The organism is Aeromonas sp. A600620 (assembly GCF_029479985.1).
Classification (GTDB): domain Bacteria; phylum Pseudomonadota; class Gammaproteobacteria; order Enterobacterales; family Aeromonadaceae; genus Aeromonas; species Aeromonas veronii_A.
Map to the genome: position 1 here is coordinate 16,289 of NZ_JAAKXB010000021.1, position 13,420 is coordinate 29,708.

Consider the following 13,420-nt stretch of genomic DNA (forward strand, 5'->3'; position numbering starts at 1 on the left):
ATTCATGTTTCCCGTCTCTTTGATGGCATTCATGGGACTACTGCTGGGGGTGGGGTCATCCATTACCAGCCCCTCCACCATAGATAATTTTCCTTTTCTTGGTGGAGAATATACCCAGCTCGTCTTCAATCTGGTGGCAACCGTAGGCAGCTTCGGCTTCACCTATCTGCCCATCATGTTTGCCATCGGTATTCCGATGGGATTGACCGAAAAGAACAAGGGTGTCGCGGCCTATTCCGGTTTCGTCGGCTATATGGCGATGAATATCGGGATCAACTTCTATCTCGCCAGTACCAGCCAACTGGCTTCGCCGGAAAATATCAAACTGGCGGGGCAAGCCATGGTGATGGGGGTTCAGACCCTCTCCATGGGTGTGCTGGGTGGCATAGTGTCGGGGATCGTAACCTACTTCATCCATCGCCGTTTTTATAACCTCAAACTGCACGACGCCTTCTCGTTCTTCAGCGGCCTGCGCTCCGTGCCCATCATCACCGTGCTGGTCATGTCGCTGATAGGTCTCGCCATGCCGCTCTTCTGGCACTATGTGGCGCTCGGTATTACTGCGGTCGGCAACATGATCATCTCTGCCGGCTCTTTTGGTGCCTTCCTCTACGGAGTGGCCATCAACCTGCTCAAACCGCTCGGTCTGCACCACATCATGCTGGCCATGGTGCGCTTTACCCCGGCAGGCGGTACCGAGCTGGTCAATGGCGAAACCATTTCCGGCGCGCTCAATATCTTCTTCGCCCAGTTGAAAGCGGGTGAACCTATCAGCCCGGCAGCAACCGCCTTCCTGTCGCAAGGGTTTATGCCGACCTTTATATTCGGTCTGCCTGCTGCAGCGTTGGCCATGTATATGGCAGCCACGCCCGGCAATCGAACCAGAATCAAGAGCCTGATTATCTCCGGGGTACTGGTCTCTATCGTGACCGGTATTTCCGAGCCCATCGAATTCCTGTTCCTGTTTGTCGCGCCGGTACTCTATCTGTTCCATGTCTTTATGACCGGCGCCGCGCTCTTTGTGGTGGCCATGTGTGGCGTCACCATCGGCAATACCGATGGCAGTGCACTCGACCTGCTTATTTTCGGCATCATGCAGGGCTGGCAAACCAAGTGGTATCTGATAATTCCCATTGGCCTTATCTGGTCTGCCATCTATTTCACCGTCTTCTACTGGTACATCAAGAAATATGACATCAAGACCCCCGGCAGGGATGAGGTCGATGATATCCAGATTGCGAAACACGACCCGGCCGTGATCCTGAGTGCCCTCGGTGGCAAGGAGAATATCGTCAGCCTGGACAACTGCGTCACACGGCTGAGACTGGTGGTACACGATATGGGCAAGCTGCAGGAGAAGATCCTGAAACAGGCTGGCGCCCTCTCCGTCGTCAAGATCGACGAGCACAGCGTGCAGGTCATCATTGGCGCTCAGGTTCAAACCGTGAAGGATAATCTCGATGCTCTCCTGTAAAGATCGGGAGGCCCTGCGCCTCCCAACCCCCTCTGCCGACTTGCAATCCTCCCGTTTCGACGAGCTGGCAGATCGCATCAGCGACAAATGCCGCAAGTGGGATATGAAAGTGATCGAGAGCCGCTTTGGCCCCGTTCCCGCCGACAGCATTCCCATGTGGATTGCCGATATGGATTTCAAATCGCCGCCGGCTGTGGCTCGCAAGTTCAGCGAAATCATCAGCTGGGGCACCTTCAGCTACACCCACTGCATCGATGATTTCTACGAGGCGGTCATCAACTTCCAGGCCCGCCACCACAAGGTCGCGGTGGAACGGGAGTGGATCACCCTCTCCTATGGTACCGTCTCCACCCTGCACTACACGGTGCAGGCATTCTGCCAGCCGGGTGACAGCATCATCATGAACACCCCTGTCTATGATCCCTTTGCCAAGGCGGCCGAAAGGCAGGGGGTCAAGGTTGTCGCCAACCCGTTAGCCCTGAACAAAGGACGATACCGGATCGATCTGGCGAAGCTGGAGGAGCAGATCATTAGCCACAAGCCCAAAATCTATTTTCTCTGCTCGCCCCATAACCCGTCGGGCAGGATCTGGAGTCAGGCCGAGCTGGAAGCCGTTGCCGACATCTGCCTGCGCCATCAGGTGTTGATGATGGTCGATGAAGTGCATGCAGAGCACATCATCCATGGCGAGTTCGTCTCCTTTCTGGCACTGGAGGAGCGTTACTGCAACAACATGATGCTGATGAGCTCGCCCAACAAGGCATTCAATCTGGGCGGATTGAAAACCTCCTACAGCATCATTCCAAATCCGCAGATAAGAAACCGCTTCAGAGCGCGCCTTGAGCAGAACTCCATCACCTCTCCCAATGTGTTCGGGCTCTGGGGAATTATCACCGCCTATAACGAGTGCGATGCATGGCTGGCCGAATTGAATCTCTATCTGAGAGAGAACTACGCCCTGCTGGCGCGCTACTTCAGGGAGAATCTGCCCGACTTCCAAGTCATGCCGATGGATGCCTCCTATCTGGTCTGGGTCAATACCAAAGGGAGCGGAATGAGCGCAAGCGAGGTGACCCGCAGGTGGGCAGTCGAAGCGGGGGTCATCATCGAAGATGGCTCCCACTACGTCAGCGATGGCGAAGAGTATGTGCGGATCAACATAGGCACCTCCCGCCAGCTGCTCGGCGAGGCGCTGCAACGTCTGGGAAGATGGGCGCAGCAGCAGGTCTGACGACTGCGATATTCCCATCGGCAGAAACAACAAAAGGGACGCCATGGAGTCCCTTTTGTTTCATATGGCCACTGTGCGTTGCCAGTGCCCGAAGCATCAGATCCCCTGACGAGCTTCCTGCATCAGCAGGCGCATGTCGCTCACGGCCTTGGCCAGGCCGTCGAAGGCGGCGCGGCCGATGATGGCGTGGCCGATGTTGAGCTCATAGAGCTCGGGGATGGCGGCGATGGCCTTGACGTTGTGGTAGTGCAGACCGTGGCCGGCATTGACCTTGAGCCCCTTGCCAGCGGCATAGGAGGCACCGGCGGCGATGCGCTTGAACTCGGCGTTGCGCTCGGCATCGGTAGTTGCATCGGCGTAACGGCCGGTGTGGATCTCGATAAAGGGGGCGCCACTCTCGGCGGCCGCATCGATCTGGATTGGGTCGGCATCGATAAAGAGGGATACCTGAGCCCCCACGGCGGAGAGACGGGCAACGGCATCAGTCACCTTGTCCAGCTGACCGGCCACATCCAGACCGCCCTCGGTGGTCACCTCGGTGCGCTTCTCCGGCACCAGACAGACGAAGTGAGGCTTGATGCGGCAGGCGATGCCGATCATCTCTTCGGTCACCGCCATCTCCAAATTCATTCTGGTCTGGATGGTCTGGCGCAGGATCTCCACATCGCGGTCGGTGATGTGGCGGCGATCTTCTCGCAGATGCACGGTTATGCCATCGGCCCCGGCCTGTTCGGCCACGAAGGCGGCCTGTACCGGATCCGGATACTGGGTGCCACGGGCGTTGCGCAGGGTGGCGATATGGTCGATGTTCACACCCAGATAGATTTCACTCATTGAGAACTCCTTGAAAGGCTTCATCTGTTGACTGCGCGGTCAGCGAATCACACCGCGCCAATATCCGTATGTCTGTAATCTGTGTCAGCCTTGCATACTAGCCTTGCGTTTTAAAAACAGCTCCCGACTCTTTAGCTGACGCTTGCCCAGATAGGGTTGCAGTGCCAATCGGCTGAAACGTTTGGCCGCCTGCAGCAAGGGAGGGGTATCGAAACGTCCCTCGGCAAAGGCGAGCAGGTGGGCACCGAGAAACAGGGTACGGGGATCCGGCGCCCGCTCGCAAGCAACAAAGCCCAATTCACGCTCGAAGCCATAGAGCAGAGTCGGCTCGATGGGCGACTCGTCGTCCGCCGTGTATTCAAAATCCACCGCATAGCCGAGCGCCTGCAACAGCAGGAACTCAAAGCGACGCAGCGGCAGCTCCGGCGTCTCGCCATCAGCCAGCGCCATGATGGCACGGGCATAGGCATCGAATACTTCGGGGAACGGGGTGTGCGCTTCCAGCAGGTAGTAAACCAGCTCGTTGAGATAGAGGCCGTAGAAGAGGCGATCGCCGCCGAGACGCAGGGAGTGATCCGGGCATTCGACCTGGGTGAGGTTCTTGAGATCCCCCTTGCCGCGCCAGGCGATGGTGAGCAGGGTAAAGGGTTGCAACAACCCCTTGAGAGGGGAGCGTGGCCCGCGAGAACCGCGGGCCACCAGAGTAAATCGGCCACTATCCTGGGTGAAGACCTCGACTAGCTGGCTGGTCTCCCGATAGGGCCGACTATGGATGACGAAAGCCGGGGTCAGCAATCAGTCGTCGCCATACCCGAGGCTGCGCAGGGCGCGCTCATCATCAGCCCAGCCCGACTTGACCTTGACCCACAGCTCGAGGTGCACCTTGTTCTGGAACAGACGTTCCATGTCGAGGCGCGCCTCGGTGCCGATGGTCTTGATCTTCTCACCCTTGTTGCCGATGACCATCTTCTTCTGGCCATCACGCTCGACCAATATCAGGCCGTGGATGTGATAGAGGCCGTTCTCTTCCACCTTGAAGCGCTCGATCTCCACCGTCACCGAGTAGGGCAACTCCTCACCGGTGAAGCGCATCAGCTTCTCGCGGATGATTTCGGAGGCCATAAAGCGGGAGGAGCGGTCAGTCACGTAATCTTCCGGGAAGAAATGGACGTTTTCCGGCAGCAGATCCTTGGCCCACTCGCGGATCTTCTCCACGTTTGTGCCCTTTTCGGCACTGATGGGCAGAATATGGGCGAAGTTCATCTGTTGGCCCAGCCACTCGAGGTGGGGCAGCAGCTCTTCTTTCTCTTTGACGTTGTCGATCTTGTTGACCGCCAGCACCACTGGGCACTTGAGATTGCGCAGCTTGCCCAGCACCATCTCGTCGTCTTTGGTCCAGTGGGTACCGTCGACCATGAACACCACCATGGCCACATCACCCAGCGAACTGGTGGCGGCACGGTTCATCAGACGGTTGATGGCCCGTTTCTCTTCAATGTGCAGACCCGGGGTGTCGACATAGATGGTCTGGTAGTTATCCTCGGTGTCGATCCCCAAAATCCGGTGACGGGTGGTCTGGGGCTTCTTCGAGGTGATGCTGACCTTCTGGCCAAGCAGCTTGTTGAGCAGGGTGGACTTACCCACGTTGGGGCGGCCCACGATGGCAACAAAGCCGCAATAGGTAGTATCTGTCATGACAGTTTTTCCAATGCTTGCTGCGCCGCGGCCTGTTCGGCCTTGCGACGGCTGGTGCCGACCCCGACGAGGGGACCATCCAGACCTTCCACGTCACACTGGACAGTGAACTCCTGGTTGTGGGCCTCGCCCTTGACGTTGGTCACAGTGTAGGTCGGCAGGGATTTGCGGCTTCCCTGCAAAATTTCTTGCAGACGGGTCTTGGGATCTTTCTGCTCGATGCCCGGCTTGATCTCTTCCAGGCGGCTGGCATACCAGCTCAGCAGCAGTGTCCGCACCGTCTCAAGATTGGTATCCAGATAGACGGCACCGATCACCGCCTCGACCGTGTCGGCCAGAATGGATTCGCGGCGAAAACCGCCGCTCTTGAGTTCGCCGGGACCGAGGATCAGGTGATCCCCGAGGTCAAACTCCCGGCCCAGTTCGGCCAGGGTCTTCTCGCGCACCAGGGTGGCGCGCATCCGACTGAGATCCCCTTCCGCCGCTTGCGGGAAGCGGTGGAACAGATCGTCGGCAATCACCAGACTCAAAATCGAGTCACCCAGAAATTCCAGTCGTTCATTGTGACGAGAGCCGGCGCTGCGGTGAGTCAGCGCCCGGGTCAGCAGTTCCAGATCCGCAAAGACATGCCCGAGACGGGACTGCAGTCTGTTCATCTTGATATTCATTTACTTGATTCCGCCAATGCGGTTGAAGCGCACACCTGTCGGTACCCAACTTGGCAGCAGGGAGCCTTCTTCGCGCTCGAATTCAAAACTTATCCAGATAGCGACCGCCTTGCCGACCAGATTCTGCTCGGGCACAAAGCCCCAGAAGCGGCTGTCGGTGCTGTTGTCGCGGTTGTCGCCCATCACGAAATATTGCCCTTCCGGTACCACCCATTCGTCGGGGTAGGTGCCGGGCTGGCGATAGTAACGGCCAACCATGTCGGGCATCAGCGGATTGCGCAGGGTCTCGTGGGAGACATCGCCCAACTGCTCGGTATAGCGATCAAGGGGGATCCCCATCTGGGTAAATTCGCCTCTTTGTTCAAACTTGACGTCGAGCTTCTTGAAGCCCGGGCACGTTTTCCCTTCCTGCTCTTCGCACTTGGGCCGGATCATCAGCTCCTTGTTGCGATAGATGACCCGATCACCCGGCATGCCGACCACCCGCTTGATGTAGTCAACGCGCGGTTCAAGGGGATACTTGAACACCACCACGTCGCCACGCTTGGGCTCGCCAGTCTCGAGGAACTTGGTGTTGGTCACCGGGTCCCGCAGACCATAGGCAAATTTTTCCACCAGGATGAAGTCGCCCACCAGCAGGGTGGGCATCATGGAACCTGACGGGATCTGGAACGGTTCAAAAATGAACGAACGCAGGATCAGCACAAAGGTGATGACCGGGAACACCCCGGCGGTCTGCTCAATCCAGACCGGCACGGGGGCGACCTTGGCCAGGGTCTTCTCATCCAGGTGGGCACCGCCATGGGCACGAGCCACAGCAATCTTGGCGGCGCGCTGCTTGGACCAAATCATCTTGTCCAGACACCAGATAACACCGGTGATCGCGCAGACCACCACCAGGATCAGGGAAAACGTGCTTGCCATCTATTAATCCTTTCCGACGTGGAGAATCGCGAGGAAGGCTTCCTGCGGCACGTCGACACGGCCGAGAGACTTCATCCGCTTCTTACCTTCTTTCTGCTTGTTCAGCAGTTTCTTCTTACGACTCACGTCACCACCGTAACACTTGGCGGTTACGTCTTTACGCAGTGCCTTGACGGTGCTGCGTGCGATGATCTGGTTGCCGATGGCCGCCTGAATGGCGATATCGAACATCTGGCGCGGGATCAGCTCGCGCATCTTCTCCACCACCTGACGACCGCGATACTGGGCGTTGTCCTTGTGGGTGATGATGGCCAGGGCATCGACGCGCTCACCGTTGATCATGATGTCCAGACGGACCATGTCGGAGGTTTCGAAACGCTTGAAGCCGTAATCCAGCGAGGCGTAACCGCGACTGGTGGATTTCAGACGATCGAAGAAGTCGAGCACCACTTCCGCCATCGGGATTTCATAGGTCAGCGCCACCTGCTTGCCGTGGTAGACCATGTTGGTCTGCACGCCACGCTTCTCGATACAGAGGGTGATGACGTTGCCCATGTACTCCTGCGGCAGCAGGATATGACACTCGGCGATCGGCTCGCGCATCTCCTTGATGCTGGTGATGGCGGGCATCTGGGCCGGGCTGTCGATATGGATGGTGGAGCCGTCGGTCAGCTCGATCTCGTACACTACGGTCGGCGCCGTGGTGATCAGATCCAGATCGTATTCACGCTCCAGACGCTCCTGAATGATCTCCATGTGCAGCATGCCGAGGAAGCCACAACGGAAGCCGAAGCCCAGCGCAGTGGAGCTCTCCGGTTCGAAGAACAGGGAGGCATCGTTCAGGGAGAGCTTGTCGAGGGCGTCACGGAACGACTCGTAGTCATCGCTGGAGATGGGGAACAGACCCGCATAAACCTGCGGCTTAACCTTCTTGAAACCGGCCAGCGCCTTGTCGGCACCGTTCTTGGCCTGAGTCAGGGTATCGCCCACCGGCGCACCGTGGATGTCCTTGATACCGCAGACAACCCAACCTACCTCGCCGCAACCCAGCCCATCGGTGTCCACCTGCTTGGGCGTGAAGATACCGATACGATCGACACCCCACACCTGACCGGTGCTCATCACCTTGATCTTGTCGTTCTTCTTCAGGGAACCGTTCTTGATCCGCACCAGAGAGACAACGCCCAGATAGGAGTCGAACCAGGAGTCGATGATCAGCGCCTGCAGCGGCGCGTCCGGATCACCTTCCGGCGCCGGGATCTTGGCCACGATCTCTTCCAGAACCAGATCGACACCAAGGCCGGTCTTGGCGGAGCAGCGCACCGCATCGACCGCGTCGATACCGACGATGTCTTCGATCTCCTCGGCAACCCGCTCCGGCTCTGCAGCCGGCAGGTCAATCTTGTTCAGTACCGGCACCACTTCCAGATCCATCTCCATGGCGGTGTAGCAGTTGGCCAGAGTCTGTGCCTCAACCCCCTGGCCGGCATCTACCACCAGCAGCGCCCCTTCACAGGCCGCCAAAGAGCGGGAGACCTCGTAGGAGAAATCCACGTGGCCCGGGGTGTCGATAAAGTTCAGCTGGTAGGTGTTACCGTCTTGTGCCTGGTAGTTCAGGGTCACACTCTGCGCCTTGATGGTAATGCCGCGCTCGCGCTCCAGATCCATGGAGTCAAGCACCTGAGCCTGCATCTCGCGGTCGGACAAGCCACCGCAAGTCTGGATCAGACGGTCCGACAGGGTCGATTTACCGTGGTCGATGTGCGCAATAATCGAAAAGTTACGAATGTGTTTCATCGAGCAAGAGTCACTCAAAATTGGTTTAAGGTCGGTTATGGAGGCGCGATTTTACTGGATAACCCGGCTGACGGCCATTCTTTAGTCGCCAACGCCAGTGAAATAGCGCCTGTTCGGTCAGGAGAGGGTACGGACGGGAACCACAACGCCGAGCATGCGGGGGCCATAACGCCCCTCATCGAGCCGGCCGGAAAAGTAACGAACCAGTAAAAAGCCGCCAGCGCCACCCAGCAGAGAGGCCAGAATGGTAATCCCCTCCCCCCCAGAGAGCAGCGGTGCCAACCAGAGTTGCCCCAGCAGAGCACTCGCCAGCAGGCAGAACAGCGGCAGCACATAGACCAGCGCAGCCCCGCGCAGCAGACTCTCCTGCGGGATACCGAGCCTCACTTGCTGGCCAACCCGCACCTCGGCGGTCAGCCTGACTCGCAAGCGGGGGGCTTTCAGGGGAAACGCCTTGGCCACAGTGCCGGTACCGCAGTTGGATTGCTGCTGACAACCACTGCAGGCGGAGCGACGCTCGCACTCCACCCAGGCATGGTCACCCTCAATGGCCACCACGGTCGCCAGCTCTTCACTCATCTCATTCACGGCAACACCTCGGGTTCACACAATCAGGGGATCTGACCACGACTCGCCACGCTCGGCAAGCGGGGAAGAACCCCGCATCCCCCGTTACTGCAGCGCTTCGTTGCGGGCCAGCGGCTGGACCGACTCGGCGATGCGCTTGGCGGTTTCGGCAGGCACCTCGCCGACCACGGTGATCTCGACCCCTACCTCGTTGACATAGCTCACCAGCGAGGTCGCCCCCTGGCGGATCAGCTGCTGGCGCACCGCCTGCTTGGGATCGACCCGAGAGACGTAGACCGAGAGATCCACCAGGCCATCGGAGAGCATCATGTAATCCACCGGTACACTGGTGGTCACCAGCTGGTGCCGGTCTTGCGACAGCACCTTGAAGCCATCGGGCAACCAGGTGATCTGCCAGTTCAACTGCTGTTGCGGCGCCGGATAGGCATCCTCCAGCGCCAGCGCCGAGGGCTGCTTGCTGTTGGCCAGCTTTACCAGCCATGGGGACGGTTTTTGTTGCAATTGCAGATCCACCCCCAGCATCTGCTCCACCAGATTGCCCTCCCGCTCCACCATGTCGACTCGCAGCAACAGGTGACTACGTTCGTCAATCCAGAGCACAAAGCCATATTTGTCAGCTTCCTTGGGAACCAACCTGACGACTTGAGCGACCTCGCCGGCCACCCGGCTACGGCCAGCAAGCACAGGATCATAACTCTCCAGCACCTGTGCCAACGGCATCTTCACCAGGGTCGACCAGATACCGGGAAAGCGGGCATCCTTCAGGGTGTAGGGATCATGGCTGTTTTCAAAAAAAGTGTATTCATTCTGACGCTGGAGATACTCGATCGCCTTGCCATCGAGATAGCTGAGATGGGCTACCTCCTTGCCATCGATCACGGCATGGCTGATGCGGATCGGTTCAAGACGTCCCTGACGGGCCTTGACCATGGACAATTCGAAGTTCTGTTGCTGCACGGCACTCTGCATCTGCTGCAACAAGGCCTCGGCCGACTTATCGTCGGCCGAGGCCTTGGCACTGATCAGCAGGAGAGAGGCCAGTAAAATACGGCTGTACTGGCGCACGTTGATATCCCTGACGACTCGTTATTGTTGGTTCTGCCTGTCTTGCAACAGGCGTTGTTGCAACTGGTGGTCACGCAGGAAGGCGTTGATCCGCTCCCGCTGTTCCTGCATCTGCTGTTCGGTCAGACCTTGCTGACGGGCACGGGCACCATCCTGTTGCGGATAATGGACGCTCACAGGCGCCGCGCTGCCACCGATTGGAATGGTATTGAGCACCGGATTGGCCGGAACGCCATCCTGTCCCTGATAATGCTGCACTCCGAAGATAACAGCGGCGGCCACGGAGGCGGCAATGGCGTATTGCCCCAGTTGCTGACCGACACGGCGGAACAACGGAACCACATTGGAATCTGTCTTGACAGGTGCAACGACAGGTTGCAGTACGGGAGCCGTCTCGACCGGCTTGGGTGCCAGTATGGTGGGCTCATCCTCCAGCGCAGTCATGATGCTGTCACTGAGATCCAGTTGCAGATTGACCGGCAGGTCACCCCGCATGGCATCGCCGATCAGGTGGTAACGACCCCAAGTATCTTGCAAGTCGGAGTCCATCTCCAGCTCGTTCAGTACCTCTGCGTCACTCAGCTCACCATCCATCAGGGCAGAGATTTGCTCTTTATTTGCCATAAGTTAACCCGTCTTTCCCCAGTTAATTCTCGATCAGAGGTTGCAGCTTTTTATCGATTGCTTCCCTCGCCCGGAAGATGCGGGATCTGACCGTACCCACAGGGCAATCCATGATTTCGGCAATCTCTTCGTAGCTCAGCCCTTCCAGTTCGCGGAGGGTGATAGCTGTCCTCAGGTCTTCCGGCAATGCCTCTATGGCTGAAAACACGGTGCGTTTGATCTCGTCAGTCAGCGCCAGGTTTTCGGGGGTTGAGACCTCTTGCAAGGCTTCACCGCCGCCATAAGACTCCGCTTCGTCAGCCTCCACATCACTGCTGGGCGGCCTGCGCCCCTGGGAGGTGAGATAATTCTTCGCCGTGTTCACGGCAATTCGGTACAACCAGGTGTAAAAAGCACTTTCGCCACGGAATGTCGGCAATGCACGGTAGGCTTTTATAAAGGCCTCTTGCGCCACATCGGGCACATCACCGGGATTGTTGACATACCTGGCAACCAGGTTGACCACCTTATGCTGGTATTTTTTTACCAACAGGTTGAAAGCTGCTTTATCGCCGCGCTGGACCCGTTCAACCAGCTGTTCGTCCAGTAGATTCTGGTCGCTCATCAGAGCCGTAAAACCCCCATCAGGTTATCGTTTTTCTTTTCCGGCCCTTCCTAAGCGCACAAGTTCAGACAGGGAGAATCAGAGAAAGTTCGCTTCAATTGAAAAAAATGTGATGCAGGCTGCATCCTCGCCCTCGCTTGGGCTACCATGGTGCCAGTTCTTAATCCAGGCCAATGATACTTATGAAAGCAAGTGTTGAATACCTTTGCGATGTACTGATCATTGGCAGCGGTGCCGCTGGTTTGTCCCTCGCGTTGCGATTGGCAGACCACGCCAAAGTCCTGGTTCTGAGCAAGGGGCCTATCAGTGAAGGGGCCACTTTCTATGCGCAAGGAGGCATCGCTGCCGTTTTCGACGAAACCGACAGCATCGAATCCCACGTGAGCGACACGCTCAACGCGGGCGCCGGGTTGTGTGACCCAGCAGTGGTGGAGTTCACCGCTCGCCACGCCCGCGAGTCCATCCAGTGGCTCATTCAGCAAGGGGTCCCCTTCGATCAGGAGGAGAACGCCGACGGTGAATCCCAGTACCACCTCACCCGGGAAGGGGGCCACAGCCATCGCCGCATCTTCCACGCGGCGGATGCCACCGGCAAGGCGGTGCAGCTCACCCTGATCGATCAGGTGCGCGCTCACCCCAATATCCAGCTGATGGAGCGCTTCAACGCGGTCGACCTCATCACCACCCGCAAGCTCAACCTGCCGGGCAACAAAGTACTGGGCGCCTACGTCTGGAACCGCAACGCCGAGCAGGTCGAGGTGATCCGTGCCCGTTTCGTGGCGCTGGCCACCGGTGGTGCCTCCAAGGTCTACCAGTACACCTCCAACCCGGATGTGAGCTCTGGCGATGGCATCGCCATGGCATGGCGGGCCGGCTGCCGGGTGGCGAACCTGGAGTTCAACCAGTTCCACCCCACCAGCCTGTTTCACCCGGACGACCCCAACTTCCTGCTGACCGAAGCGCTGCGTGGCGAGGGGGCTTATCTGCGCCGCCCGGACGGCAGCCGCTTTATGCCGGAGTTTGACGAGCGGGCCGAGCTGGCGCCGCGCGATATCGTCGCCCGCGCCATCGACCACGAGATGAAGCGACTCGGCGCCGACTGCATGTATCTGGACATCAGCCACAAACCGGCCGACTTCATCATCAAGCACTTTCCGACCATTTATGAGCGCTGCCTCGCGGTTGGCATCGACATCACCAAGGAGCCGATGCCCATCGTGCCGGCCGCCCACTACACCTGTGGCGGCGTGATGATCGACAACAACGGCCAGACCGATATCCCCGGCCTCTATGCCATCGGCGAAGTGACCTACACCGGTCTGCACGGCGCAAACCGCATGGCCTCCAACTCCCTGCTGGAATGTGTGGTCTATGCCCATCAGGCGGGGGCCGACATTCTGGCCAAGCTGCCGATGAGTGTGGAGCCGCCGCGCCTGCCGGTGTGGGACGAGAGCAAGGTGGAAGACTCCGACGAACTGGTGGTGATCCAGCACAACTGGCACGAGCTGCGGTTGATGATGTGGGACTACGTGGGGATAGTGCGTACCAACAAGCGCCTGGCCCGCGCCAAGCGCCGCATCGACCTGCTCAAGCAGGAGGTGCAGGAGTACTACGCCAACTTCCGTGTCTCCAACAACCTGCTGGAGCTGCGCAACCTGCTGCAGGTGGCCGAGCTTATCGTCAACTGCGCCCTGCAGCGCAAGGAGTCCCGCGGCCTGCACTACAACCTGGATTATCCGGATATGCTGCCGGACTCCAAACCGACCGTGCTGACCCCGGAGCGGGATTAATCCCCCGTCCCGTAAAGCTTTGCAGCAATCAGTGACCCCGCCATGGCGGGGTCACTTGTTTTCAGCCGCTTTTCAGCCACAAAAAGAGTGTCGCCAGCCACATGGCAACAGCTTATCGCGATAACT

The 13,420-nt window shown here is 58.5% G+C and carries 13 protein-coding genes; 3 read left to right on the top strand and 10 right to left on the bottom strand.

All coding sequences use genetic code 11. The annotated features are described in order from the left end of the window. The first annotated feature begins 4 nt into the window (after nt 1–4). Entirely contained in the window at nt 5–1,474 is a 1,470-nt protein-coding gene (gene malX / locus G5533_RS19490; protein ID WP_232354435.1) for a maltose/glucose-specific PTS transporter subunit IIBC, read from the top strand. Beyond that, nucleotides 1,461–2,705, top strand: coding sequence for a MalY/PatB family protein (locus tag G5533_RS19495; protein ID WP_323928053.1), 1,245 nt, complete (start codon nt 1,461–1,463; stop codon nt 2,703–2,705). Before malX ends, G5533_RS19495 begins: the two co-directional genes overlap by 14 nt. 96 nt (nt 2,706–2,801) lie before the next feature. Here G5533_RS19495 and pdxJ read toward each other — a convergent pair whose 3' ends face one another. The 10 genes from pdxJ to rpoE form a co-directional block, all read right to left on the bottom strand. After that, entirely contained in the window at nt 2,802–3,539 is a 738-nt protein-coding gene (pdxJ, locus tag G5533_RS19500) for a pyridoxine 5'-phosphate synthase (protein WP_005335389.1), read from the bottom strand. Nucleotides 3,540–3,623: 84 nt separating this feature from the next. Further along, nucleotides 3,624–4,334: a DNA repair protein RecO gene (recO, locus tag G5533_RS19505; RefSeq protein ID WP_005335391.1), complete on the bottom strand. Its 711-nt coding sequence runs from the start codon at nt 4,332–4,334 to the stop codon at nt 3,624–3,626. Further along, nucleotides 4,335–5,234 (bottom strand): GTPase Era, encoded by a 900-nt coding sequence (gene era / locus G5533_RS19510; protein ID WP_204384048.1) that lies wholly within the window; start codon nt 5,232–5,234, stop codon nt 4,335–4,337. It lies immediately after the preceding gene. After that, the gene (rnc, locus tag G5533_RS19515; RefSeq protein WP_005335394.1) at nt 5,231–5,902 is read right to left on the bottom strand and encodes a ribonuclease III; all 672 of its coding nucleotides are present in this window, start codon (nt 5,900–5,902) and stop codon (nt 5,231–5,233) included. The genes era and rnc overlap by 4 nt, the downstream gene beginning before the upstream one ends. After that, a complete protein-coding gene (lepB, locus tag G5533_RS19520; RefSeq protein WP_005335395.1) occupies nt 5,903–6,826 on the bottom strand; it encodes a signal peptidase I in 924 nt (307 codons plus the stop codon). A 3-nt stretch (nt 6,827–6,829) separates the two neighbouring features. Then, complete coding sequence (gene lepA, locus G5533_RS19525) at nt 6,830–8,623, bottom strand: translation elongation factor 4 (protein WP_033112792.1); 1,794 nt, start codon at nt 8,621–8,623, stop codon at nt 6,830–6,832. Nucleotides 8,624–8,740: 117 nt separating this feature from the next. After that, entirely contained in the window at nt 8,741–9,202 is a 462-nt protein-coding gene (locus G5533_RS19530) for a SoxR reducing system RseC family protein (protein ID WP_421255833.1), read from the bottom strand. 93 nt (nt 9,203–9,295) lie between these two features. Next, complete coding sequence (locus G5533_RS19535) at nt 9,296–10,276, bottom strand: MucB/RseB C-terminal domain-containing protein (protein ID WP_421255827.1); 981 nt, start codon at nt 10,274–10,276, stop codon at nt 9,296–9,298. A gap of 21 nt (nt 10,277–10,297) precedes the next feature. Beyond that, a complete protein-coding gene (locus tag G5533_RS19540; protein ID WP_421205956.1) occupies nt 10,298–10,900 on the bottom strand; it encodes an RseA family anti-sigma factor in 603 nt (200 codons plus the stop codon). A gap of 22 nt (nt 10,901–10,922) precedes the next feature. Beyond that, nucleotides 10,923–11,504 carry an RNA polymerase sigma factor RpoE gene (gene rpoE / locus G5533_RS19545; protein WP_005335411.1) on the bottom strand — a complete coding sequence of 194 codons (582 nt, stop codon included), beginning with the start codon at nt 11,502–11,504 and terminating at the stop codon, nt 10,923–10,925. A 182-nt stretch (nt 11,505–11,686) separates the two neighbouring features. Between rpoE and nadB the strand changes: the two genes are divergently transcribed. After that, nucleotides 11,687–13,294, top strand: a complete 1,608-nt coding sequence (gene nadB / locus G5533_RS19550; RefSeq protein ID WP_005354382.1) for an L-aspartate oxidase — start codon at nt 11,687–11,689, stop codon at nt 13,292–13,294. The last annotated feature ends 126 nt before the right edge of the window (nt 13,295–13,420 follow it).